Annotated in this window: 22 protein-coding genes; 11 read left to right on the top strand and 11 right to left on the bottom strand. The window is 60.1% G+C overall.

Annotated features, from left to right (window positions below):
- Positions 1–38: 38 nt before the first annotated feature.
- Entirely contained in the window at positions 39–260 is a 222-nt protein-coding gene (locus K290_RS0118490; RefSeq protein ID WP_028753321.1) for an AbrB/MazE/SpoVT family DNA-binding domain-containing protein, read from the top strand.
- On the top strand, positions 257–649 hold the full coding sequence (locus K290_RS0118495; protein WP_028753322.1) for a type II toxin-antitoxin system death-on-curing family toxin: 393 nt from the start codon (positions 257–259) through the stop codon (positions 647–649). Before K290_RS0118490 ends, K290_RS0118495 begins: the two co-directional genes overlap by 4 nt.
- 98 nt (positions 650–747) lie before the next feature.
- Here the strand turns inward: K290_RS0118495 and parC are convergent, their stop codons facing one another.
- Positions 748–3,003 (bottom strand): DNA topoisomerase IV subunit A, encoded by a 2,256-nt coding sequence (gene parC / locus K290_RS0118500; protein WP_028753323.1) that lies wholly within the window; start codon positions 3,001–3,003, stop codon positions 748–750.
- 227 nt (positions 3,004–3,230) lie between these two features.
- Here parC and K290_RS0118505 point away from each other — a divergent pair, with 227 nt between their 5' ends.
- Positions 3,231–4,418, top strand: a complete 1,188-nt coding sequence (locus tag K290_RS0118505; RefSeq protein ID WP_028753324.1) for a hypothetical protein — start codon at positions 3,231–3,233, stop codon at positions 4,416–4,418.
- A gap of 155 nt (positions 4,419–4,573) precedes the next feature.
- Here K290_RS0118505 and aspS read toward each other — a convergent pair whose 3' ends face one another.
- The 3 genes from aspS to K290_RS38960 form a co-directional block, all read right to left on the bottom strand.
- Positions 4,574–6,364 carry an aspartate--tRNA ligase gene (gene aspS, locus K290_RS0118510; RefSeq protein WP_028753325.1) on the bottom strand — a complete coding sequence of 597 codons (1,791 nt, stop codon included), beginning with the start codon at positions 6,362–6,364 and terminating at the stop codon, positions 4,574–4,576.
- Between the two features lie 409 nt (positions 6,365–6,773).
- The gene (locus K290_RS38955) at positions 6,774–6,950 is read right to left on the bottom strand and encodes a DUF559 domain-containing protein (protein ID WP_425337599.1); all 177 of its coding nucleotides are present in this window, start codon (positions 6,948–6,950) and stop codon (positions 6,774–6,776) included.
- Positions 6,916–7,167: a DUF559 domain-containing protein gene (locus K290_RS38960; RefSeq protein WP_425337600.1), complete on the bottom strand. Its 252-nt coding sequence runs from the start codon at positions 7,165–7,167 to the stop codon at positions 6,916–6,918. The genes K290_RS38955 and K290_RS38960 overlap by 35 nt, the downstream gene beginning before the upstream one ends.
- A gap of 156 nt (positions 7,168–7,323) precedes the next feature.
- Between K290_RS38960 and K290_RS0118525 the strand changes: the two genes are divergently transcribed.
- The 3 genes from K290_RS0118525 (at position 7,324) to K290_RS0118540 (ending at position 11,284) form a co-directional block, all read left to right on the top strand.
- The gene (locus tag K290_RS0118525; protein WP_028753326.1) at positions 7,324–8,718 is read left to right on the top strand and encodes a multicopper oxidase family protein; all 1,395 of its coding nucleotides are present in this window, start codon (positions 7,324–7,326) and stop codon (positions 8,716–8,718) included.
- A gap of 158 nt (positions 8,719–8,876) precedes the next feature.
- Positions 8,877–10,022, top strand: a complete 1,146-nt coding sequence (gene rnd, locus K290_RS0118530) for a ribonuclease D (protein WP_028753327.1) — start codon at positions 8,877–8,879, stop codon at positions 10,020–10,022.
- A gap of 209 nt (positions 10,023–10,231) precedes the next feature.
- Complete coding sequence (locus tag K290_RS0118540) at positions 10,232–11,284, top strand: adenylate/guanylate cyclase domain-containing protein (protein ID WP_028753328.1); 1,053 nt, start codon at positions 10,232–10,234, stop codon at positions 11,282–11,284.
- A gap of 102 nt (positions 11,285–11,386) precedes the next feature.
- On the opposite strand, the gene ppx is transcribed toward K290_RS0118540, so the two are convergent.
- From ppx to K290_RS0118560, 4 genes are all read right to left on the bottom strand, one after another.
- Positions 11,387–12,907, bottom strand: a complete 1,521-nt coding sequence (ppx, locus tag K290_RS0118545; protein ID WP_028753329.1) for an exopolyphosphatase — start codon at positions 12,905–12,907, stop codon at positions 11,387–11,389.
- Between the two features lie 10 nt (positions 12,908–12,917).
- Entirely contained in the window at positions 12,918–15,119 is a 2,202-nt protein-coding gene (locus K290_RS0118550) for an RNA degradosome polyphosphate kinase (RefSeq protein WP_028753330.1), read from the bottom strand.
- A 77-nt stretch (positions 15,120–15,196) separates the two neighbouring features.
- The gene (gene hdaA / locus K290_RS0118555; RefSeq protein WP_028753331.1) at positions 15,197–15,910 is read right to left on the bottom strand and encodes a DnaA regulatory inactivator HdaA; all 714 of its coding nucleotides are present in this window, start codon (positions 15,908–15,910) and stop codon (positions 15,197–15,199) included.
- A gap of 1 nt (position 15,911) precedes the next feature.
- Entirely contained in the window at positions 15,912–17,042 is a 1,131-nt protein-coding gene (locus tag K290_RS0118560; RefSeq protein WP_028753332.1) for an AI-2E family transporter, read from the bottom strand.
- 221 nt (positions 17,043–17,263) lie between these two features.
- Here K290_RS0118560 and purM point away from each other — a divergent pair, with 221 nt between their 5' ends.
- Together purM and purN are read left to right on the top strand one after the other, a co-directional pair.
- Positions 17,264–18,337 carry a phosphoribosylformylglycinamidine cyclo-ligase gene (gene purM / locus K290_RS0118565; RefSeq protein WP_028753333.1) on the top strand — a complete coding sequence of 358 codons (1,074 nt, stop codon included), beginning with the start codon at positions 17,264–17,266 and terminating at the stop codon, positions 18,335–18,337.
- On the top strand, positions 18,334–19,005 hold the full coding sequence (gene purN, locus K290_RS0118570) for a phosphoribosylglycinamide formyltransferase (protein ID WP_028753334.1): 672 nt from the start codon (positions 18,334–18,336) through the stop codon (positions 19,003–19,005). Before purM ends, purN begins: the two co-directional genes overlap by 4 nt.
- A 261-nt stretch (positions 19,006–19,266) precedes the next feature.
- Here the strand turns inward: purN and K290_RS0118575 are convergent, their stop codons facing one another.
- Positions 19,267–20,436, bottom strand: a complete 1,170-nt coding sequence (locus K290_RS0118575) for an alpha-D-ribose 1-methylphosphonate 5-triphosphate diphosphatase (protein WP_028753335.1) — start codon at positions 20,434–20,436, stop codon at positions 19,267–19,269.
- 222 nt (positions 20,437–20,658) lie between these two features.
- On the opposite strand from K290_RS0118575, the gene K290_RS0118580 reads away from it, so the two are divergent.
- Together K290_RS0118580 and K290_RS0118585 are read left to right on the top strand one after the other, a co-directional pair.
- On the top strand, positions 20,659–21,015 hold the full coding sequence (locus K290_RS0118580; RefSeq protein ID WP_154668633.1) for an antitoxin Xre/MbcA/ParS toxin-binding domain-containing protein: 357 nt from the start codon (positions 20,659–20,661) through the stop codon (positions 21,013–21,015).
- Positions 21,012–21,527: an RES family NAD+ phosphorylase gene (locus tag K290_RS0118585; protein ID WP_028753337.1), complete on the top strand. Its 516-nt coding sequence runs from the start codon at positions 21,012–21,014 to the stop codon at positions 21,525–21,527. Before K290_RS0118580 ends, K290_RS0118585 begins: the two co-directional genes overlap by 4 nt.
- A 3-nt stretch (positions 21,528–21,530) precedes the next feature.
- Here the strand turns inward: K290_RS0118585 and K290_RS0118590 are convergent, their stop codons facing one another.
- Both K290_RS0118590 and K290_RS0118595 read right to left on the bottom strand, forming a co-directional pair.
- Positions 21,531–22,124 (bottom strand): NUDIX domain-containing protein, encoded by a 594-nt coding sequence (locus K290_RS0118590; protein ID WP_028753338.1) that lies wholly within the window; start codon positions 22,122–22,124, stop codon positions 21,531–21,533.
- Positions 22,121–24,262, bottom strand: a complete 2,142-nt coding sequence (locus K290_RS0118595; protein ID WP_051264129.1) for a molybdopterin-containing oxidoreductase family protein — start codon at positions 24,260–24,262, stop codon at positions 22,121–22,123. Before K290_RS0118595 ends, K290_RS0118590 begins: the two co-directional genes overlap by 4 nt.
- A gap of 63 nt (positions 24,263–24,325) precedes the next feature.
- Here K290_RS0118595 and K290_RS0118600 point away from each other — a divergent pair, with 63 nt between their 5' ends.
- A complete protein-coding gene (locus K290_RS0118600) occupies positions 24,326–25,177 on the top strand; it encodes a 23S rRNA (adenine(2030)-N(6))-methyltransferase RlmJ (RefSeq protein WP_028753340.1) in 852 nt (283 codons plus the stop codon).
- Position 25,178 lies beyond the last annotated feature (1 nt).

Here is a 25,178-nt window from a genome sequence, read left to right on the forward strand (position 1 = left end):
AGGTGTTATAACGGCGTTATTACATCAGGAGCAGAACCATGAACGTCGTGATCCGCAAGATTGGCAATTCTGAAGGCGTGATTATTCCGAAGGAAGTTCTTCACCGACTCGGGTTGAAAAATGGCGACGCTTTGGAAATTCGCGAAGTAAACGGCAATATCGAATTGGTTCCCGAGCGCGCCGATCTCGCCGAACAATTGCGGGCGGCAAGGCTCGGGATGCAAAAGTATCGTGCAGCTTTGAGCGAGCTCGCGAAATGAATGAATACAAGTGGCTGTCACGCGAAGCCATTGAAATCATGCATCACGAGCAGCTCGCTGAGCATGGCGGATTGCCGAGGTTAAAAGACGAAAACGCGTTAGAGGCCGCTATCGCCCGTCCGTTGAACAAGGCTGCATATGGCGAGAATGATCTCTTCGCTCTCGCTGCGGCTTACCTTTACGGCATCGTGCGGAATCATCCTTTTTCCGATGGGAATAAACGAACGGGATATCTGGCGGCTTTTACATTTCTCTACATCAACGGCTATCTGATTGAAGCGGACGATGGAATGATCGTGGCCTTTGTACTAGGCGTCGCTGCTGGAGAAATCGACGAAACGGGAGCGACGCGCTTCCTCAGAGACTTCTCCATACCACTGGTCGACTGATCGAAAATCTTTCCATCACACCATCCGACCGTTTTACTACCGCTCAGCGCATCCGGCGCTACAATCGGCCTACCGGGTCGATTGCTCGCCGACCGCTCCTAGCCCGAAAACCTGCCGCTTCTCGGGAAGCCCTTCGGCACTCCCCGGCCGGCCGAGGCGCGGTCGCCAAGCCATTCTATCAGCTCGTCCTTGGTCTTCGTGAACGTGCGGCCGGCGCTGTCTTCCCATGTCAGGCCATCGGCGATGGCGAAGCACTTGATATCGCCGACGCCTCCATCCTTGTAGCGCTGCAGGCGTACGCCCTTGCCGCGTGACATTTCCGGGATCTGCGACAGCGGGAACACCACCATCTTTCGGTTCTCGCCGACAACGGCGACGTGATCGCCCGAGACCGGCACGAGCAACTTCGTCTCATCCGGCGTCGTCAGGTTCATGATCTGCTTGCCCTTGCGGGTATTGGCGACCAGTTCGATTTCGGGCACGATAAAACCGTTGCCGGCGGTCGAGGCGACCAATTGCTTGCGCTGCGGATCGTGGACGAAGGCGGTGAGCACATCCTGGTCGTTTTCCATATCGACCATGATCCGCAGCGGCTCGCCATGGCCACGGCCGCCGGGTAGCTTGTCACCGCCAAGCGTGTAAGCCTTGCCGCCGGTCGTAACGATCAGGATCTTGTCTGTCGTCTGCGCCGGGAATGCCACCTTCAGGCCGTCACCCTCCTTGAAGGTGAGCGTCGACGTATCGGAGATGTGGCCCTTCAGCGCACGAATCCAGCCCTTTTCCGAGACGACGACTGTGATCGGTTCCTTCTCGATCATCGCCTGCTGGACCGCAGCCTCATCGGTTTCCGGTGCTTCGGCGAATTGCGTGCGGCGGCGGCCAAGCTCGGTCGCCTTGGCAAATTTCTTCTTCACCTCGCCGATTTCCCAGGCGACTGTCTGCCACTGCTTCTCTTCCGAGGCGAGCAAGGCCTCGATATCGGCCTTCTCCTTGGTCAGGCCGTCGAATTCCTTGCGGATCTCGAATTCCTCGAGCTTGCGCAGGGAGCGCAGCCGCATGTTGAGGATCGCTTCGACCTGATTGTCCGTCAGACCGAACCGCACCATCATCACGGGTTTCGGCTCATCCTCCTCACGGATGATGGCGATGACCTCATCGATGTTGAGGTAAGCGATCAGGAAGCCGCCGAGAATTTCCAGGCGTTTTTCGATAGCCGCGAGCCGGAAGCGCGAGCGGCGCAGCAAAACTTCGCGCCGATGATCCAGCCACTCCTTCAGCACGTCGTTCAGCGCCATGACCTTCGGAATGCGGCCCATGGAGAGAACGTTCATGTTGAGCGGAAAGCGGCTTTCCAGTTCCGTCAGCTTGAACATCGATTCCATTAGAATCGTCGGATCGACGGTGCGGCTCTTCGGCATCAAAACGACGCGGATATCCTCGGCGGACTCATCGCGAACGTCCTCAAGCAGCGGCAGCTTGCGCGCCAGCAGCAGCTCGGCGATCTTTTCGATCAGCCGCGACTTCTGCACCTGGAACGGAATTTCGGTAATGACGATCTGGTAGCCGCCCCGGCCGAGATCTTCCGTTTCCCATTTGGCGCGGACGCGGAAGCCGCCGCGGCCGGTCTTATAGCTTTCGATGATGCTGTCGCGGCCGTCGATGATGATGCCGCCAGTCGGGAAATCCGGACCGGGAATGAACTCCACCAGCTTTTCGACGGTCGCGTCGCGATCACGGATCAGATGCAGCGCAGCATCACAGAGTTCGTGGGCGTTGTGCGGCGGGATGGAGGTCGCCATGCCGACAGCGATGCCCGAGGAGCCGTTGGCGAGCAGGTTGGGGAAAGCGCCGGGCAGCACGACCGGCTCGGAATTCGACTCGTCGTAGGTATCCCGGAAATCCACGGCATCCTGATCGATGCCTTCAAGCAGCAGTTCGGAGACCGCCGTCATCTTGGATTCGGTGTAACGCATGGCGGCGGGGCTGTCGCCGTCAATGTTGCCGAAATTGCCCTGGCCGTTGACCAGCGTATAGCGCTGCGAGAAATCCTGCGCCAGGCGGGCCAATGCGTCATAGATCGACTGGTCGCCATGCGGGTGATAGTTACCCATCACCTCACCGACGATCTTGGCGCATTTGCGGAAGGCGGAGGTCGGGCGCAGGCCCATCTCGCTCATCGCATAAACGATGCGGCGATGGACCGGCTTCAGACCATCGCGAACATCCGGCAGGGCGCGATGCATGATCGTCGACAAGGCATAGGCCAGGTAGCGCTCTTCGAGCGCCGCCTTGAGATCGACCGGAAGGATGCTGTCGTCGTCGCCGCCACCGGGCGGTAAAAGATTTTGTCCCATGGCCCTTGACTAGCGGAGAAGCCGATTCCCGGCAAGAAATCAGTGGAAAGCACTTGTGGATGACGCCTCAGTTCAAGCACGATTGGACGTAACGTTAGACACAATTCTCGTGCATATATTTGCCATCGCCATTGCCATTGGAATTTTAGACGAACGTGAATATAACTCGCGGCAGTACACGCAAAATATGTACGCCCGCTACACCAGCTCAATGAGGAAAAGCCATCATGACTTTCTATCGGACAACACGGCTGATGCTGTCCAGTGCCGCCATACTGTCTTTCGCCAGCTCCGCTTTCGCGCTGGACGGTAACGATCTTCTGAAGAAGATCAATGACGCCTACCCTCAGCAAAGCGGTTCGATCGCCGCCGAGAGCATCGACGTCAGCGGTACGACGGTGACGTTGAAAGGCGTAAGCGTCAAACCGGCCGGCGCAGCCGATGGCATTAAGCTGGGCGACATCACATTGACCGGCGTCGCGGAAGCGGGTGGCGGCTACACTGTCGATCAGGTCGCCTTTCCCAACGTCGCCACGACCAAGGACGGCGTTACCATCGCAGCTTCCGACCTCAAGATGAATGGCGTCGAAATCCCCGCCGACGTAACCAAGGGCGATCTTGATTCTCTGCTATTTTACAAGAGCGCGCATGCCGGCTCCCTTTCCTTTACGCAGGATGGCACGCAAGTCTTCGCAATCGCCAATGCGGACGCCACGCTGAACAAGCGTGCCGACAAGTCCGGCCTCGATTTCGATACCGAAGTAAACGGCGTCAAGGTCGATCTCAGCAAGGTCGACGATCCGCAGGCCAGGGAGGCGATCAGCCAGCTCAACTTGCAGCAGCTCGACGGCAAGATCGCCATGAAGGGTAGTTGGGAGATGGCTCCCGGCAAGATCGACATCACCGAATATTCCTTCGACTTCAAGGATGTGGGCAAGCTGGATATCGCGCTTAGCCTTTCCGGCTATACACCTGCCTTCGCCAAATCGCTCCAGGATGCGCTCAAGACCGTTCGCTCCAATCCGAACCAGCAGGATGCGCAGCAATCCGCCGGTCTTGCCATGCTCGGTCTTCTGCAGCAGTTGACCTTCAACAGCGCACAGATCCGCTTCGACGACAGTTCGATCACGTCCCGCGCGCTCGAATTTGCCGGCAAGCAGCAGGGCGTTTCCGGAAAGCAGTTGGCCGACACGCTGAAGGCGATGACGCCGATCATGATGGCGCAGCTCAACATTCCGGAGCTGCAGAATGCCGTTTCCGCCGCCGTCACCGCCTATCTCGACAATCCGAAGAGCCTGACCGTCAAGGCTTCGCCGGACAAGCCGGTGCCGCTGCCGATGATTATAGGCGCCGCCATGGGCGCCCCGCAGTCGATCCCGCAGGTCATCGGCCTCAAGGTTTCGTCCAACGATTGATTGAAGTCTAGATCCTCACAATCAGCAACCCGGCGATTTCGGTCGCCGGGTTTTCATGCGGCAGATGCACCTGATTGGCTGAATTCGATGATCAATAAAAAACCCGGCGACCGAAATCGCCGGGTTTTGCATGTCCATCGAAGCCCGCGGGGACCTCAATCCTTCTTGACCGGCGGCACCGGGCGGATCGCCAGTTCGCGCAGTTGCGTCGGCGTTGCCGGCGACGGAGCGCCCATCAACAGATCCTGCGCCTGCTGGTTCATCGGGAATAGCGAGATTTCGCGAAGGTTCTTGGCGCCGACCAGCAGCATGACGATGCGGTCGATGCCGAAGGCCGCACCACCATGCGGAGGCGCGCCATATTGGAAGGCGCGGTAGAGACCGCCGAAGCGTTCTTCGACATCAGCCTGGCTGAGGCCGACCTTTTCGAAGGCGGCGACCATGGTTTCCGGCGACTGGTTACGGATCGAGCCGGAGGCAATTTCGAAGCCGTTGCAGACGGCGTCGTACTGGAAAGCCTTGATCGTGAGCGGATCCTGGGTCTGCAGCGCTTCAAGGCCGCCCTGGGGCATCGAGAACGGGTTGTGCGCGAAATCGACCTTCTTCTCTTCTTCGCTCCATTCGAAGAAGGGGAAGTCGACGATCCAGCAAAGCTCGAAACGATCGCGGTCGACTAGGTTCAGCTCCTCGCCAGCCCTGGTGCGGGCTTCGCCGGCAAACTTGTAGAACTTGTCCGGATCGCCGGCGACAAAGAAGCAGGCGTCGCCATCGCCGAGGCCAAGCTGGGTGCGGATCGCATCGGTGCGCTCCTCGCCGATGTTCTTGGCAAGCGGGCCGGCGCCTTCGAGCTTCTCGCCTTCCTTGCGCCAGAAGATATAGCCGAGGCCGGGCTGGCCCTGGCTCTGCGCCCAGGCGTTCATGCGGTCGCAGAAAGCTCTGGAGCCGCCGGTCTTGGCCGGGATCGCCCAGACCTGAACCTTCGGGTTCGAGGCGATCATATTGGCGAAGACCTTGAAGCCGGAACCGGCGAAATGGTCCGTGACAGCCTCCATGACGATCGGGTTGCGCAGGTCCGGCTTGTCGGAGCCATACTTGCGGATGGCTTCGTCATAAGGGATGCGCGGCCATTCCTTGGTGACCGGCTTGCCTTCGGCAAACTCTTCGAACACCTGGGTCATCAGCGGACCCATGGTGTTCCAGACGTCTTCCTGGGTGACGAAGCTCATTTCGAGGTCGAGCTGGTAGAATTCGCCCGGCAGACGGTCGGCGCGCGGGTCCTCGTCACGGAAGCACGGCGCGATCTGGAAATAACGGTCGAAGCCGGCGACCATCAGGAGCTGCTTATACTGTTGCGGCGCTTGCGGCAGGGCATAGAAGGTGCCGGGATGGATGCGGCTCGGCACCAGGAAGTCGCGTGCGCCTTCCGGCGACGAGGCCGTCAGGATCGGCGTCGTATATTCGGTGAAGCCGACTTCGCCCATATGGCGGCGCATGGAGGAAATCACCTGCGTGCGCTTGACGATGTTCCGGTGCAGCGTTTCGCGGCGCAGGTCGAGGAAGCGGTACTTCAGGCGCACGTCTTCCGGATAGTCCGGCTCGCCGAAGACCGGCAGCGGCAGCTCCTTGGCGGCGGAGAGCACTTCGATCTCCTGCGCATAAAGCTCGATCTCGCCCGTCGGCATGTTCTTGTTGATCGTGTCTTCGGTACGGGCCTTCACTAGGCCGTCGATGCGGACAACCCATTCGCCGCGCACGGTCTCGGCCAGCTTGAAGGCCGGAGAATCCGGATCGGCGACGACCTGGGTGATGCCGTAGTGATCGCGCAGGTCGATGAAGAGCACGCCACCATGATCTCGGACGCGATGAACCCAGCCGGAGATGCGGACGGTCGAACCGACGTCGGACTTGCGCAGGGCGGCGCATGTGTGGCTGCGATAGCGATGCATAGTATATATCCTGGACTTGGCGGACGGTGGCGAAAGGACACGCAGACCCCTCGCCCGCCGACGAGAAAATCGGGCGGAAAAGCGCATGGTGCGCCTGATTTGTCAAGGCTCGAACGCATGGCCCTTCTCGCCCTTGGCGGGCGTGAAAGCAAAAACTTAGGCTTAGACGAGGGCTCGTCCCTCTTCTAAGTCTTAGTTTTTGCAAGAGAGGGGGAAGGCATGGACGTACAAAACTCTTGAACTAGGTTAAGCAAGAAGCGGACCCCCGCTCTTGCAATTTCAATGGCTTAGAAATTGCGTCAAGCTTTTGAGAGTGTGGAACTTCCTATAACGCAATTCCTAAACCAGTGAAATTGCTTTCACGCCCGCCAAGGGCGAGACAGGCCTCGAACTTGCCTCGCGCTCCAGTTCATTCTCCGGTGTTTTTCAGTTCAGGCAGGATCGTCAGGCAAACACCATCAAGATTCGTAACGACTTCATGGTTCCAGACCCGGAAAATGCGAAAGCCCTGATCGATAAAATATTCGTCCCTTATACGGTCTGTCGCGCTTTCAGCGTGCTGCGCACCATGGACCTCGACGATCAATCGCGCTTCGAAACATACAAAGTCCAGGATATAGCCATCGAATGGAACCTGCCGTTTGAATTTTGAATCCTTCAAGTTGCCTACCCCGCAAGGCCTGCCAAAGCATATTCTCGGCCTTGGTGGCATCGCCGCGCATCGCTCTGGCGAATTGCCGATGTCGATCAGGAACGCTGCGATGCAAGAGTTCTCTCGTGTTCGTTACTATCGCCAAAAGCATGGCGCCAAATAGATTTCTAGCATTACGAGAATTATCCGCCAACGGCCACCACCCGCTTCAGTAGTTGATGCGGCAATTCAGCCACCCCAACGCTATTGCTGAAGACCACAGTCAACTTTAAACAGGCTTACCTACCCCGCGCCTCCGGAGCCTCGCATGCCCATTCTTACCCGCCGCAATCTTCTGCAAGCCTCGGCCGTTGCCGGTGCCTATGGTGTAGGGCTCGGCATCGCCGGCAGGTTTGGCGGCAAAGCTATGGCGGCCCCGGAGCCGCAGGTGCTGAAGACCGCAAAGATCCAAGCCAATTTGATGGATGCCGGGGTGACCAAGGATGTCCTGACCTATGGCGACGCCGGCATGCCGCCGGTCGTGCGCATGAAGAAGGGCGAGCCCTTCGCGGCACGCCTTATCAACGGCATGGACGATCCGACGACAATTCATTGGCACGGCATTCGCCTGCCGAACAAGATGGACGGCGTGCCCTTCCTGACGCAGCCTTACGTCTATGCGGGCGATCATTTCGACTACGCCTTCACGCCCCCGGACGCTGGCACCTTCTGGTATCATCCGCATTGCAACACTCTGATCCAGATGGGACACGGCATGACCGGGATCATTGTCGTGGAAAATCCGAAGGATCCGGCCTTTGATTCGGAAATCGTTCTCAATTTGCGCGATTGGCGGCTCGGTGGCGACGGCCAGTTCATTGCTCCATTCCGGCCGCGCGATTCCGCCAAGTCGGGTACCTATGGGACGGTGCGGACGGCCAATTGGCAGCAGCAGCCGCAATATGAGGCGCCATCTGGCGGGCTGGTGCGGCTGCGCCTTGCCATCACCGATGTTACGCGCATCTATTCTTTCCGCGTCGACGGAGCCGAGGCGACGGTGATCGCCATCGACGGCAATCCGGTGCCGCAGCGCTTCACGCTCGATTTGCTGCAGCTCGGGCCCGGTCAGCGCCTGGAATTGGCCGTGCGCATGCCCGATGACGAAGGCGCGATCGTCAAGCTCGAGGATATCAGGGGCACCGATCCGAAGGTGCTCGCGACGCTACGTTCGGTCGGCAGCTCGCTGAAGCGCGACGTTCGCGATCTGCCGTCCCTTGAAGACAATCCGGTCGCAAAGGCCGATATCCGCGCGGCGGAGCATATACCGCTAATCCTCAGCGCCACGGCGGAAAATACGGCCGACAACAGCATTTGCGGCTCGCTTGGCTACAGCTTCTGGGCCGTCAACAAGGTGCCGTGGCCGGGCGACACGCCGGATCCGACGGCGCCGCTTGCCGAATTGAAACTCGGTAGGAGCTATATCATCGACATGGAAAACGTGACGCCGCATACGCATCCGATTCATCTGCACGGCATGAGCTTCACCGTGCTCTCCTCTTCGACGCGCCAGGTGCAGCCTTTCGTTTCCGACACCTACCTGATCCAGCCCGATGAAAAGGTGCAGCTCGGCTTCGTCGCCGACAATCTAGGCGACTGGGTATTGCATTGCCACATCATCGAACATCAGAAGACGGGCATGACGAGCTATGTGCGTGTGACCTAGGCATGAGGGCAAACGTGCTTCATGCTCGCCCAAGACATCCCACGGACGATTCCACTTAAAAGCGGTGTTCGCGCGGGGCTTGCCCTTTCGACGTATTGACATATCCGGTCGAAAGGAGAAGGAAGGTTAACGAAGTATTTTACCGTGAATGTGTTGATATGATCGAAACTACCGCCCAATTGGAGGCGGCCTGCCAAGAGCTGGCCAAGTCAGAATTCATTACCATCGACACCGAATTCCTGCGAGAGACGACCTTCTGGCCGGAGCTTTGCCTGATCCAGATGGCGAGCCCCACGGCCGAAGTGTTGGTCGATCCGCTGGCAAAGGGCCTTGATCTGAAGCCTTTTTTCGAGCTGATGGCCAATCCCGCCGTCATGAAGGTATTTCACGCCGCCCGCCAGGACATCGAAATCATCTTCAATCGCGGTAACCTCATTCCGCATCCGATCTTCGACACGCAGGTTGCGGCGATGGTCTGCGGCTTCGGCGATTCGGTTTCCTACGATCAACTCGTCAGCCGCATCAAGAACGTTCATATCGACAAGTCGTCGCGCTTCACCGACTGGAGCCGCCGGCCGCTGTCCGAAAAACAGCTCGACTATGCGCTCGCCGACGTCACCCACTTGCGCGATGTCTATCTTGCGCTGAAACAGCAGCTCGAGCGAGAAGGCCGCGCCTCCTGGTTGCTCGAAGAAATGGCGATCCTCGAAGCGCGCGAAACCTACGACCTGCATCCGGATGATGCCTGGCAGCGGCTGAAGATGCGGTTGCGCAAGCCGCAGGAACTGGCCGTGTTGAAATACGTCGCCGCCTGGCGCGAACGCGAGGCGCGCGCGCGCAATGTGCCACGCGCCCGTGTACTGAAAGATGACGGCATCTACGAAATCGCCCAGCAGCAGCCAAAGGACATGGAAGCGCTCGGGCGTCTGCGCACGATCCCGAAGGGATGGGAACGATCCGCCTCCGGGTCGGCCGTGCTGGAGGCAATTAATCAGGCCCTGGCACTGCCTAAGGCCGAGATGCCACATGTGCCGCGTCATCAGCAGGCGCCGGAAGGCACGGCCGCGGCGGCCGAACTGCTGAAGGTTCTCCTGAAGCTGACCGCTGAAAAGCATGGCGTCGCTCCGAAAGTCATCGCCAACAGCGAAGATCTGGACAAGATCGCCGCCGAAGGTGAGAAAGCCGAAGTGGCCGCCCTCACCGGCTGGCGACGCGATCTTTTCGGCGAGACGGCTCTGCAGCTCATCCAGGGCCAGGTGGCCCTGCGCTTCGTCGGCAAGCGGGTCGAGACGGTCAGCCTATAGCCGCGCGCGACCTCGGCGGCCGCGCGACGATTCCAAACATTTGGCGGTTGCGTGCCGTTTAAAAATAGAGATGCTGGTTGCGAACGCGATTGCGCCGCACATCCGACAGAATGGGCCCTTAGCGCAATCACATATTCGACGGCGCACGAGCCTTTTCCCAAGCCAATTCCGGTTCGGGGGCGCGCGCCGGCTCTTGGCGGATCGGCAGCATGGGAAGGTTCCCTTCGGCGCTCAACTGGATAGTGACCGCGATGGTCGTCGCCGCAAGCGGCGTCATCTATGGCAGGATATTTTTCCACTCATCGCCGCTGTATATCGGTGCAATCTACGCGCTGTTCTGCGGTATGCCGGCGCTGGCCTTCGAACGCCATATGATCCTGCCGCGCTTGAATCGTTGGATGCATGGCCTACCCACGCCGGCGTTTATCGCCTCGGCCTTGATTGTCGATTTCGCCTTGATCGCCATCGGCTTTGCGATGGCCGGCGGCCTGATGAAATCCCTGCACGTGATTACTGATAGCTGGGCTGACGTCATGTTGCTGAAGATGGATGTCTACATCTATGCCGTGATGGTGACCGCGATCATCATTTTCGTCGGGCGTGTGCGGGAGCTGCTCGGCCGTGACGTCTTCCTTAGCCTGTTGACCGGCCGTTATCGCAATCCGGTGCAGGAAGAGCGCGTGTTTCTCTTCGTCGACCTCGTCGGTTCGACGGCCTTTGCCGAGGAGCATGGTGACCTTAGAACGCAGCAATTCCTGGGATCGGTGTTCGGTGCGCTTGCCGACCCGGTGCGGCGACACAAAGGTGCGATCGATGATTATATCGGCGATGCCGCCATCATTACCTGGCCGCTCGAACGTGGGGTAAAGAATGCGCGTTGCATTCGCTGCGTTTTCGACATTCTCGCCGATATAGAGGCGAATGCGGAGACTTGGTTGAAATCCTACGGCAGGGTGCCACGTCTGAGGGCCGCCGTGCACGGCGGCAGCATCGTCACTGCCGAAATCGGCGTCGACCACCACAAGATCGCCTATTTCGGCGACACGGTGAACACCACCGCCAGGCTGGAATCTCTCTGCAAGACGCTGGAGCGGCAGGTGCTGATCTCTACCGACCTTGCAAGACGGATCCAGCTTCCCGACGATATCGCCAGCGAGGACCTTGGCGATCATGCCGTCCGCGGCCGCGACCAGACGCTGGGGGTGATTGCGCTGCATATGGCGAGAAGGCCGGAGCGGAAGGCAATCGGCAGTAGGCAATAGGCACGGAGCAATGGCCTCTTAAAAAGTTGTGGGCCGATCCTGGTGCAACGCCCCTCGACCCGCGCCTTTTTCGCGACCTCCCCCGCAGGGGAGAAGGTTTTTCTACTCGAACCGAAATGCCAATCTTCTATTCGTCAGCCGACCGAGTTGCTGCAGCCGACCTTCCAGCCGTTCGCCGGCGAAATCATGGTATTCGGCGGGCACGACGAATTCGAGATCGAGATCGGCGTTCGACGAGCGTCGAAATGTCAGGGCGCGAACGACGCCCGGCATGGAAGCCGAAAAGAGATAGACGACGCGCAGCAAGCCGCCCAGCAGTTTCGCGCGCTCGACGAACAGCGGCGTGGCGATCGCAGCCAGCGGTTCGGTGGCGCCGTCATCGTGAAGACCCTCGAAACGATAATAGTTGGCGAGCGCGATAAAGGCGCGGCCGGCATGGGTGATGCCGACGAAAGACGTGTGGGCGATGATGTTCAACGCCTGCAGACCGCGATAATCCGGGTGGGCGCGCCAACTGATATCGGCAAGCAGACAGGCGGCCTGGCGATAGCGGCTCTCCTCCTCCGTCTCGGTAACACCGAAGAAAGGCATCATGCGACCGGTCCACTCGGCAAGCTCGCGAGCATGTTCCGGCGAGCGGGCACGCAGGATGGCAAGTTCGCCGGCGGCGACCAGCAGCGGGTCGCTATGGCGTTCCGCCTCGGTCAGCAGCGAATAGAGGTAGCCTTCACGCACGCCCTGGGCCGAGAAGGAGATGATGGAGGGCTTCATTTCCGCCAACACCTCGCGCATCGCCACCGCACCGAAGGGCAGCAGCGAACGGCGATGCTTGGAGATGGCCAGCAGCGCCGGCTCTTTCGATTCCTTGGCTTCGCTGATCTGGTCGAGGAAACGCATCATCTCGTCCAGCGGCACTTCGTAGCCCTGCATCATATGCAGCGCATATTTGCGCATTTCCATGTGCAGCTTGGCGATATTTCGCCAGGTGCCGCCTACTGCATAAAAGGTGCGTCCCTCGCCCTTGCTCAGCAGTTTCGCTGTTTTCACATGCTTGCGGGCAAAGCTGCGGGCTCTGGCGAGTGAGCCGTCCGCATATTCGGAAAGCCTGAGACCGCCGAGCGGCAGAGTGATGCCCTTGCCGATCTCCTTGCCCTTGATATCGATGAGTTCGAGCGAGCCGCCACCGAGGTCGCCGGCAATGCCATTCGGGTGGAAAAAGCCGCTGATGATGCCAAGCGCAGAAAAACGCGCCTCTTCCTCACCGGAAAGCACGCGCACCTTACGCTGCAGGATCGATTCGGCCTGATGGATGAATTCCGGACCGTTGCTTGCCTCGCGAGCAGCCGCCGTCGCCAGAACATAGATCGTCGATGCGCGCGCCTGATCGGACAGCGCCTTGAACCGATGCAGGGCCGCGAGTGCGCGCGCGACGCTCTCCTCATCCATCTTTCCGGTCAGCGCTATGCCCCTGCCAAGGCCGCAAAGCACTTTCTCGTTGAAAAGGATGGTCGGCGACCGCGAATGGCCTTCATAGACGACAAGACGAACCGAGTTCGACCCAATATCGACAACGGAGACAGGGGCTATACCGGGAAGGCGCCCCTGGGCTTCTGATTCAACCATGCAGGTCCAGTTATATTTTGCGGCCCGACAACAGCCCGGCGATCAGTTTCGGCGCACTGGATTTCAAAGCTTCACCGCGGCCCGAGAGGCTCGGATTGGTCATGAAATACTGCTGCGCGTTGAATGGCTCTTCACCCTTGCGCACCTCCATGCGCCGCGAAGTACCGTCCGGCAATATCTCGTAGCTCTGCTGATTGTCAATGATATTGCCCAGCATGATCTGTGAAAGCACCTGCTCGTGCACGGTCTTATTGGTCAGCGGAACGAGGGTTTCGACCCGGCGGTCGAGGTTTCTCGGCATCATGTCGGCCGAGCCGATATAGACCAGCGCCTTCTCCGATGGCAGGCCCTGGCCATTGCCGAAGCAGAAGATGCGGCTGTGTTCAAGGAAGCGGCCGACGATGGATTTGACGCGAATATTCTCCGAAAGCCCCGGCACCTGCGGACGCAGGCAGCAAATGCCACGAATGACGAGATCGATCTCGACACCGGCGTTGCTTGCGCGATAGAGCGCATCGATGATGTCGGGGTCCACCAGCGAGTTCATCTTCATCCAGATCGCCGCCGGCTGGCCGTTTCTGGCGTGCTCGATCTCCTCCTCGATGTGCTGGAGGATGCGCGGGCGCAGCGTATAGGGCGAAACCGCGATCTTCATGCCCTCTTCCGGCTCACCGTAACCAGTGATGAAGTTGAAGATGTTCGCCATGTCGTGGGCAATCTTCGGGTCGCAGGTGAAGTAGGAAAGGTCGGTGTAGATCTTGGCGGTGATCGGGTGGTAGTTGCCGGTGCCGAGGTGGCAATAGGTGCGCAGCTTGCCGTCTTCGCGGCGCACGACCATCGACATCTTCGCATGCGTCTTGAGCTCGATAAAGCCGAAGACGACCTGCACGCCGGCCCGTTCCAAATCGCGCGCCCAGCGGATGTTTGCTTCTTCATCGAAGCGGGCCTTGAGTTCGACCAGCGCCGTCACCGATTTGCCCATATCCGCGGCATCGATCAACGCCCGCACGATAGGGCTGTCGTTGGAGGTACGGTAGAGCGTCTGCTTTATCGCCAAAACATCAGGATCGCGCGCAGCCTGGAGAAGAAACTGGACGACGACGTCGAAGGATTCGTAGGGGTGGTGAACCACCATGTCCTTTTCGCGGATCGCGGCGAAGCAATCGCCGGCATGTTCGCGGACGCGCTCAGGAAATCGGGCATTGTAGGGCTCGAAGCGCAGATCGTCGCGCGGCGCCTTGGCGATTTCCGAGAGCGTATTGAGGGCCAGCAGGCCTGGCAGAACGGCGATGCGGTTTTCCGGAACGTTCAGCGATTCCACCACGAACTGGCGCAGCTCCAGGGGCATTTCCGAGTCCGTCTCGATGCGGATCACCGATCCACGGCGGCGGCGCTTCAGCGCTGTTTCGAAGAAGCGCACCAGATCTTCGGCTTCTTCCTCGACTTCGATATCGCTGTCTCGGATGATGCGGAATGTACCCGAACCCTGCACCTCATAGCCGGGATAGAGCCGGTGAATGAAGATGTTCACCACATCTTCCAGCGTGATGTAGCGAATGACGTTACTGGCATCCGGCAAGCGGACGAAGCGGTCGAGCGCCGGCGGCAGACGCAGCAGCGCAGTCATCGGCTCGCGGCCGTTCATGCTGTTCAGTTGCAGCGCGATCGAGAAGCCGAGATTCGGGATGAACGGGAACGGATGCGCCGGATCGATGGAAAGCGGCGTCAGGACTGGGAAGATCGCCTGATCGAATTCGTTGGCAAGCCATTGCCGGTCGACCTCGGAAAGCGCTGGCGGGCGGACGATCAGAATGTCTTCCTTGGCGAGATACTGCTGCAGTACGGCAAGCGACGCCTGCTGTTCCATCTGCAGATTGTCGATTTCGCGCAGGATGTCATCGAGTTGCTCAGCTGGTGTCTTGCCGTCCGGGGTCCGCATCAGAATCTTCTGGCGGACCTGGCCTTCGAGGCCGGCGACGCGCACCATGAAGAACTCATCGAGGTTGGCGGCGGAAATGGAGAGGAAACGGATGCGTTCCAGGAGCGGATGCGCCGTGTTCAGCGTTTCCTCGAGAACGCGGCGATTGAACTGAAGCCAGGAGAATTCGCGATTGATGAAGCGCTCCGGGCTGGTCAACAACTCATTGATCGGCGGCGCGGCCTCCGGGGCTTGCTGGTTGGCGTCCTGATGTTCCGTTAATGCCGAGTCCATGTTCCACCTGCCTGATCTTAGAACCTTGCGCCACGTATAGCAGTTTGACGACGGAACTGTGACAGTTCACCCATCGCTCAATCGGCCGGGGCGGAATTACCCAATTCGTTCAATACTTCAGCGGCCAAGATGCGTGTGATCCTCGTGCCGCGGCCGAGCGCGAGGCGGTCCAGCCGATCGACGATCAACTGGGCAGCGTTTAGGGAGCGTTCCATGCGGTTGACGATATAGAGGACAAGTTTGTCATCGATATAAAGCTGGCGGTCGGCGAAGAGCTTCACGATCACCTGCGACAACAATTCTTCGTCCGGCTCACCGATTTCAACGACGGTCGCCGCCTTCAGCCGCGAACGCAGATCGGGCAGCGTCACCGGCCAGGACATCGGCCAAAGCCTGCTGCTCATCAGCAAGCCCGTGCCGTTTTCCCTGACGCTGTTGATGACATGGAAAAGCTCGGTGTCGTCGAAACCCAGGCGATCGACATCCTCGAAGATGACCGGGCCATTCGCGGCCACGACCGCCGCTCCAGAGCCGGCTTGCGGATGAATGGCAATCGCACCGCTTCTCTCGCGCCAGATACTGGCAAGATGCGATTTTCCCGAACCGACCGGCCCGGCGAGAATGACCACCGGCGATGGCCAATGCGGCCATGAATCGACGATCTTCACCGCCGCGCTCAAGGGATCGGCAACCAGCAGGTCATCGCGGCCGCTCGCGGCATCGTGCGTAAAAGCCAGGGGTAGCTGTTCGGCGGGTTTCCACCTCAAATCAGCATTCTTCGCATCGGTCATGCTATTTGTTCTCAGGATTGCCGGCCTTGGTTCTGCGCGCCTTGCCGGCTTCCGAGCGTCCATAATAGAGGTCACTTTGAAGGTAGCGCGAAAGGGCGAAACGGACAAGGACGCCGCAGGCGGCTGCAGCCGGGACGGCGACCAGCAGACCGACGAAACCGAAGAGCGCGCCGAAGGCAAAAAGGGCGAACATCAGCCAGACCGGATGCAGGCCGACACTTTCGCCGACCAGCTTCGGCTGCAGCACATTGCCCTCCAGGAACTGGCCGGTGAAGAAGACGGCAAGCGTCAGGCCGACCCAGAGATAGTCCGGCCAGAACTGCACCAAAGCGACGCTAAGCGCTAGAAATAGGCCGACGAGCGAGCCGACATAGGGAATGAAGCTAATCATGCCCGCAAACAGGCCGATCAACAGGCCGAAGTTCAAACCCACCAGCGACAGACCGACGCCATAATAGACGCCAAGGATGATGCAGAGCGAGCCCTGGCCACGGATGAAGCCGGCGATCGCCTGATCCACTTCCCTGGCGATCTGGCGCACGGTCGAGACATGGTCGCGCGGTATCCAGGCATCGACCTTGGCTATCATCCGGTCCCAATCGAGCAGTATATAAAAGGCGACGACGGGAGTGACGATCATCAGCGAAATGATGTTGACCAGTGCCTTGCCGGAGCTCCAGATCTGCGCAAACAGGCCGGCGACGAAACTCAGGCCATCAGACAGTATGTTGGAGAAATTGTCCTTGATGGCGCCGAGCTGATTGCGCATCCAATCCGGCAGCATCGTCGTTTGCGTATGGGCGACGAACTTCTGGAATTGCTGCACATAGCCCGGTATATGTTGAATGAAATCGTTGAACTGATTGATGATGATCGGAATGAAGATCGTCAGTGCCAGCGCAAAGACCAGCACGAAGGCAACAAGGATCACCACCGTCGCCATGAAGCGGCTGAGCCCGATCCTTTCCAGCCGGTCGGCGACCGGATCGAGGAAATAAGCGACCGACATGCCGGCGATGAAGGGCAAGAGGATCGAGCTGAAAAGATAGAGAAAAACAATGAAGACGACGAGCACGATCACCCAGAAGATGATCTGGCGCTTGAGGCTCGCCCCGCTGACATGTTGCTCCATCGACTTCCCCACTCTTCGCCGCCTATCTGCCGCTCGCTTAGGACATAGGATGACGCCGCAATTATGGTCAAGCCTGCGGCCGAAATCGGCCTTGGAGCACTGTGAAGCGGGGAAAATCGAGGGTTTGCCTGCGCTGGCGCCTTGCATAAAGGTTGCTGTCATGCAATGGCGACCCGATTAAAATTGTTCCAACTGGAACGATGGCCACCGGAGGCGAAAGCATGAGCCAGTCTGGAAAAAACGGTCTGACCTATAGCGACGCGGGCGTCGATATCGAGGCCGGCAATCTGCTGGTCGAAAAGATCAAGCCGGCGGTCCGTTCGACCCGCCGCCCCGGCGCCGATGGCGAAATCGGCGGTTTTGGCGGCCTCTTCGACCTGAAGGCGGCGGGCTTCACCGATCCGGTACTGGTGGCCGCCAATGACGGCGTCGGCACAAAGCTGAAGATCGCCATCGACGCGAATTACCACGACACCGTCGGCATCGATCTCGTCGCCATGTGCGTCAACGACCTCGTGGTCCAAGGCGCCGAACCTTTGTTCTTCCTCGACTACTTCGCCACCGGCAAGCTCGACCCCGATCAAGGTGCTGCGATCGTCGGCGGCATCGCGGCCGGCTGCCGCGAGGCGGGCTGCGCGCTGATCGGCGGCGAGACGGCGGAAATGCCGGGCATGTATTCCGATGGCGACTACGATCTTGCGGGCTTTGCCGTGGGCGCAGCCGAACGCGGGCAGCTTCTGCCGTCCGGCGACATTGCCGAAGGTGATGTCATTCTCGGGCTCGCTTCCTCCGGCGTGCATTCCAACGGTTTCTCGCTGGTGCGCAAGATCGTCGGCCTCTCCGGCCTTGGTTGGGACGCGCCTGCCCCCTTTGCGGATGGCAAGGCGCTCGGCGAAGCCCTGCTGACGCCGACACGCATCTATGTGAAGCCGCTTTTGAAGGCGATCCGCGAGACCCATGCCATCAAGGCGCTCGCCCATATCACCGGCGGCGGCTTTCCGGAGAATATTCCGCGAGTGCTGCCGAAGCATCTTTCCGCCGAGATCGACTTGGCCGCCGTCAAGGTGCCGCCGGTCTTCTCCTGGCTCGCCAAGACAGGCGGCGTCGAGGCCAAGGAAATGCTGCGCACTTTCAATTGCGGCATCGGCATGATCGCCGTCGTCGCAGCCGAGAATGTTGGAACCGTCAAGGCAGCGCTTGAAGCCGAAGGCGAAAGCATCGTCACGCTGGGTCGCATGATCGCCCGCGATGAAGGCGCAGCAGGCACCGTCTATAAGGGTACGCTGGCGATATGAGTTCGGCCCGCAAACGCGTCGTCGTCTTCATCTCGGGCAGTGGCTCCAACATGATGGCGCTGGTCAAGGCTGCAGCGGCTTCGGATTATCCAGCCGAAATCGTCGGTGTGATCTCCGATAAAGCGGATGCCGGCGGTTTGGCGAAAGCCGCGGCTGAGGGCATCTCCACCTTCGCCTTCGTGCGCAAGGATTTTGCCAGCAAGGACGCGCATGAGGAGGCGATCCTCGCGCAACTCGATGTGCTGTCGCCCGACATCATCTGCCTTGCCGGCTATATGCGCCTGCTGTCGGGCCGTTTCATCCAGCGCTACGAAGGCCGGATCATCAATATCCACCCTTCGCTGCTGCCGCTCTTCCCCGGCCTGCACACGCATCAGCGCGCCATCGATGCAGGTCAGCGGATCGCTGGCTGCACCGTGCATTTCGTCACCGAGGGCATGGACGAAGGCCCGGCGATCGGCCAGGCTGCCGTGCCGGTGCTGACCGATGACACGGCTGAAACGCTTGCCGCCCGCGTGCTGACGATCGAGCACCAGCTCTATCCGCAGTCGCTTCGGTTGCTGGCGGAGGGCAAAGTCAGGATGGAGGGCGGCAAAGCCATAAGCCTCGCCAGCGCGCCCGCCGCGCATGGACGGCAGATTTTGTCACTGCTTGGTGATGTGGGTTAAGTAGGGCAACTACGGCGCTCGACGGCCCCCCCTCATCCGCCCTTCGGGCACTTTCTCCCCGAGAAGGAGGGAGCGCTGCCGATGCTCCCGTTTCGACGAGGCCCGTATCGTTCAAAGGCGAAAACTTCATCCTCTCTGTGAGGCACTTTCGTCGGGATTGAGCGTTTAGCAAAACCCCTTTTCCCCTCGGGGAGAAAGTGCCCGGAAGGGCGGATGAGGGGGCGCGGATTGCCTCAATTTGCCCTTTTCAATTGTCTTTGCTTAAGCAGACATCGCCATCAGCGGATGAAGCGTGCCGTCGCTGTAGACGACGCGGCCGTTGCGGAAGGTTGCACGGATGCGGTGAACAACGCCATGCTCGACGGCCACCAGATCGGCCTTCTGGCCGACGGCGATCTCGCCGCGATCCGTGAGTCCCGCCGCCCGCGCGGCACCAGCCGTTGCCATGGCCACCGCCGCCGGGAGACCACCCTTGGCAACCTCAGCAATCTTGAAAATCGCCGGCACGAAGGCGGCCGGGTGATAATCGGCGGCAATGATGCCGAGCAGGCCGGCGCCGGCGGCATCGAGCGCACTCAGATTTCCGGACATGGATTGGCCGCGCAAGGCATTCGGCGCGCCCATCAGCGTCCAGAGGCCGCGACGGCGGGCCTCTTCAGCGGCCGGCAGTGTCACCGGGAATTCGCTGATCGTGACGCCGAGATCGAACATCTCAGCCACCTTTTCCGCGCTGTCATCGTCATGCGAGGCGAGCGACAGCTTGTGCTTCAAGGACAGGCCGATGATATCGCGGAGCTTGTGTTCGATATCCAGGTCGTGCCGCAAGGCGATACGCCGGGCCAGCACTTCCTCGGCAGCTTCCCGAGTAATACCGCGGCGCTCCGACATGCTGAGAAGGTAGGCTTCGATATTGTTATATTGCCCCTGCCCCGGCGTATGGTCCGTCAGCGACACCATATCGACGAAACCATCTTCCAGCAGCCGCTCCAGCGTCGCCGCCGCGCCGACATTGGTGATCTCATAGCGGGCATGAACCCGATGGTCGATCAGCAGATGATCACGCAGGCTGTTGATGCCCTTGATCACTGCGGAGGTGGTCTCCAGCGAACGCACGTGGCCGTAGACACTTTCGGTGGCGAAGGAGACGGCGGCATAGGCGGTGGTGATACCGGCTGCGGCGAGTTTCTTGTCGAGTTCATGAATACCGAAATCGATCGGCATCGTCGCATTCGGCCGGGGCGCGATTTCGCGCTCGATCATGTCACCGTGCAGATCGACGAAGCCCGGCATCAGCAGCCGTCCGCCGCCCTCGAAGGTCGCAGCCTCCGCCAGCTCAGGCCGGATTTCGGCGATCACGCCATCCTCGATGCGAACAGACCCTTGATCGACGACTTCATCGGGAAGCACAAGCGTGAAATTGCTGAGCCACATCGGCTTTCTCCTGAAAGAACATCAATCGTTTTGAAGGTATGGCTGTGGTCCGAACCTATCCGGCGAGCGCCCCTCGGTAGTCGCGATTCGTGACATGGGTATGACTTCCCCAAGATTGATTTTCCGCGCAGACGCCGACAGCTCGCCATGTGTCCGCAGGTGGACAACGGAGCTTATACGTCATATATCCTGTACAGATTTTCTGTACAGGAATCTGACAAGATGCATAAAAGGCAGAAGAGCATGGCGGCATGGCCAGCACTGGAAATCGATGCAGTTTCGGAGCGGCTTGGGATATCCAAGCGTGAACTGGCTGAAACGGCGGGACTGGCAACTTCGACGCTGCATCGTAAGACGAGGGCGCAGGGTCCCACTGTCACGGCCCGCATCGGCGAGATGGCGGAGATTATTCATCGTGTCTCCGAATGGGCCGGGAGCGAGCGGCAGGCGCTTGCCTGGTATCGTGCCGAACCCATTCCCGCCTTCGGCGGCCGGACCGCGGAGAGCATCGTCAAGAGCGGCAAGGCGGCAGCGCTGCGCGACTATCTTGATCACCTTGCGCTTGGCGGTTTTGCTTGAGGTTCACCGGCGTCTGTTATCGTGCCCACGATCCGCGGTGGGCAATGAGCCCGACCTCTGGCGACGGCGCAGGCCTTCGTGGGGCGCGCTTCAATCCAAAGGGCGTTTCCGCGCTTTATCTTTCCACTTCCATCGAAGGCGCCATCACGGAGGCGAGCCAGGGCTTTGGTCATAAGATTCATCCGCTGACTATTTGCTCTTACGAAATCGATTGCGAGGGGATTGCCGATCTGACGAGCCCTGACGAGCGCAAGGCATTGGGCATTTCCCTCGAGAACATGGGTTCGGCTTGGGCCACCGCCCTGTCGGAAGGCCGGCGTCCAGACTCCTGGGGCATCTATGACAAGCTGCACGCGAAACATGCCGGCGTGCTCGTTCCATCATTCGCCCATCGCGCCGAGCCGGCGATCAGCAACCTGGTATTGTGGACGTGGTCTGACAAATTCCCCCACAGCGTTGCGGTTATCGATCCGACGGGCCGCCTGCCGAAAGATCAACGCTCATGGGAGTGATCGCTATTTCAGGCTTGCCTTGTTCAACATTGCCCACTGCAGCAGCATGATCGTCTTGGCGTCGTAGATCTCGCCGGCTTCGATCATCGCAATCGCTTCTGCGAGCGGCACTTCGAGCACCTCGATATCCTCATGCTCGTGGGCGAGCCCACCGCCGTCGCCGATGCGGTCGGCAGTATCGACGACGGCGGCAAAGAAATGGATGATTTCGGTGATGGCGCCCGGCGAGGTGAATGCTTTGAACAGAAAGCGCACATCACGAACACGGAAGCCGGTTTCCTCCATAGCCTCGCGGCGGATCGCCTCTTCCGGGTGATCGCCGTCGAGCAAACCGGCGGGCACTTCGATCATCCAGGCGGGAAAGCCAGTGAGATGCGCCGGCAGACGGAACTGCCGCACGAGGATGACCTTTTCGCGCTTGGGGTCGTAGAGCAGGATGCAGGCCGCCGGCGTGCGGTGATAGATTTCCCGCTTCACCCGATGCGTCTCGCCCGCCGAATCCGTATAGTCGATGTCGAAGGTGCTGAGTCGCGTCCATTGATCGGAAAGCGTCTTCTCGCTGACGATCTCGACCTTCGCCTTGTCGAACTTGTTCATGCTCTATCCCTGCGCAACCAAACCTTGTTATCGTGGACGGCAGCGCCGCCATAGGGAGCCACAGGATCGGCGCCGGTCAGAACATTGATCCCTTCGCCGTCCACATGCGCCTTGTTCGGCCATAGTCCCTCGGCAATCAAGACGCCCGGCTTCACTTCCGTCGTGATGCGCGCGTGGATGCGGATATCGCCTCTGAGGTTGCCGAGCTGGACGAGGTCGCCATGGGCGATGTCCAAGGCTGCGGCGTCCGCCGGATTGATCATCACTTCCGGGCGGCCTTCTTTCTGGCGGGAGGTCTTCGTTTCCGCAAAGCTCGAATTCAGGAAATTGCGCGAGGGCGATGTGGCAAGCCGGAATGGATGCTCGGGATCGGCAACTTCGATGACGTCGACTTGATCCGGAAATTGCGGCAGCTCGACACGCGGGCCGAGCAGGCCGACGGCCTCCGGTGGCCGGTTCGGAGCCGGCTGGTTGCTCCAATCAGGACAGAAGCGAAACTTGCCGTCGGGATGGGCGAAACCGTTGAGGAAATGCGCGTCCTCGAAAGCCGGCTGGCAATCGAACCATTTGTGCTCGAGGAAATGATCGTAATCCGGCAGGCCGCTTCGCTCCAGAATGCGGTCGATCATCTCGCGGGCCGAAAACCCGAAGCCCGGACGATCGGCGACGCCGAGGCGCTTGGCCAGTTCCTCGATGACGAAGAGATTGCTGCGCACCGTCGGCGGCGGCTCGACCAGCTTGGGGCCAAGCAGGATATGGTTGTGACCGCCGGCGCGGTAGATGTCGTCATGCTCGACGAACATGGTGGCGGGGATGACGATATCGGCCATCTCAGCGGTATCGGTCATGAACTGTTCGTGCACGGCGACGAAGAGATCGTTGCGGGCAAAGCCGCGCTTCACCAACCGCTGTTCGGGCGCAATATTCACCGGATTGGTGTTCTGGATCAGCATGGCCGTCACAGGTCCACGATGGCGCAAAGCGACGGCATCGCCGGTCAGCGCCCGGCCGATCTGCGACTGGTCGATCATGCGGATATCGGCGTCCAGCATCGAGCGGCCTGTCAGTTCGCTCGCATCCATGCGGAAGATATCGCTGTTGGAATGGAAAGCGCCGCCGCCCTCATATTGCCAGGAGCCGAGCACGGTGGCAATCGAGGCTGCCGCGTGCATCGCGACCGCACCGTTGCGCTGCCGGGTAAAGCCGTAGCCGAGGCGGAAATAGGTCTTCTTCGTCGTGCCGACGAGCTTGGCGAAGGCTTCGATCTCATCGACGGACAGGCCGGTGATCGCGGCCGCCCATTCCGGCGTCTTCGTCTTCAGATGCTGCTCAAGGCCGGTCGGATCGTCGGCATAGTTGGCCATATAAGCGCGATCGGCATAACCGTCGCGGAAGGCGATGTGCATGACGGCGCAGGCGAGCGCGGCATCCGTCCCCGGCTTGACGATCAGCGCCATATCGGCCTGCTTCATCGTCGGATTGTCGTAGATATCGATGACGACGATCTTGGCGCCGCGCTCCTTGCGCGACTTCACCGCATGGGTCATCACATTGACCTGGGTCGAGACCGCGTTGGTGCCCCAGATGACGACGCAATCGGTCAGGCCCATCTCACGGGGATCAGGACCGCGCAGCGTACCCGTCGCCATGGTGAATCCGGTCCAGGCGGGATTGGTGCAGATCGAGGAAAAGAAGCCGGAATAGCGCTTGGCATGGCGCAGACGATTGATGGAATCGCGCTGAACCCAGCCCATGGTGCCGGCGTAATAGTAGGGCCAGACCGCCTCGCTGCCGTCTTTTGCCTCAGCCTTGACGAAGGCATTGGCGATTTCATCCAGCGCGTCGTCCCAGGAGATTTCCTGCCAGCGACCCTCTCCCTTGGCGCCGGCGCGGTGCAGCGGCTTCATCAGGCGATCCGGATGGTAAAGCCGCTCGGCGTAGCGGGCGACCTTGGCGCAGATGACGCCTGACGTATAGGAATGGTCGCCCGCGCCACGCACGCGGCCAATCCGGCCATCCTCCGTCAGATCGACCTCCAGCGCGCAGGTGGAGGGACAGTCGTGCGGACAGGCCGTGTGTCCGATCCGGGATTTGGCGTGAATAGGGGTCGCAATGTTCATAGCGTTTGTATATTTCATGCCTTGTCCGGCCAAAAGGCATAATCTGGCCCATCGCAACAATTCATGCGGACTTCACCGACAATGAACTATCGGCATATCTACCACGCGGGCAATTTCGCCGATGTGCTGAAGCACGCGGTGCTTGCCCGTCTCGTCCGCTACCTGCAGAACAAGGACAAGGCCTTCCGCGTCCTCGATACCCATGCCGGCATCGGCCTCTACGACCTCTCGTCGGAAGAAGCGCAGAAAACCGGTGAATGGCTAGATGGGATCGGCCGGCTGCTGGAGGCCGAGCTCGTGCCGCAAGTGGCCGATCTGCTGGAGCCCTATCTCACCGCTGTCCGGGAACTCAACCCCGAAGGCGGCATCCGGCTCTATCCCGGCTCGCCAAAGCTTGCCCGCATGCTGTTTCGCCCACAGGACCGGCTATCGGCGATGGAGCTGCATCCGGAAGATTTCCAGCGGCTGCATCGGTTGTTCGAGGGCGATCACCATGCGCGCATCACCGAACTCGACGGCTGGCTGGCGCTTGGCGCGCACCTGCCGCCGAAGGAGAAGCGCGGCATCGTACTGGTCGATCCGCCTTTCGAGGAGGACGGTGAGTATGAGCGGCTGGCGGACGGCCTTGCGAAGGCCTGGCGCCGCTTTCCCGGCGGCACCTACTGCCTATGGTATCCCCTCAAGAAGGATGCGCCGATCAAGGCTTTCCATGAGGCGCTGCAGGCATTGGAGATTCCCAAGATGCTCTGCGCGGAACTGACCGTCAAAAGCGATCGGGGCTTCACCGGCCTGACCGGCTCCGGCCTGATTATCGTCAATCCGCCATTTACGCTGAAGGATGAGCTGCATGCATTGCTGCCAGCCCTGAAGGATATGCTGGCGCAGGACCGCTTCGCCTCGCAACGCGCCTTCTGGTTGCGTGGCGAACACTAAT

It is taken from the genome of Rhizobium leucaenae USDA 9039, from assembly GCF_000426285.1.
GTDB lineage: Bacteria > Pseudomonadota > Alphaproteobacteria > Rhizobiales > Rhizobiaceae > Rhizobium > Rhizobium leucaenae.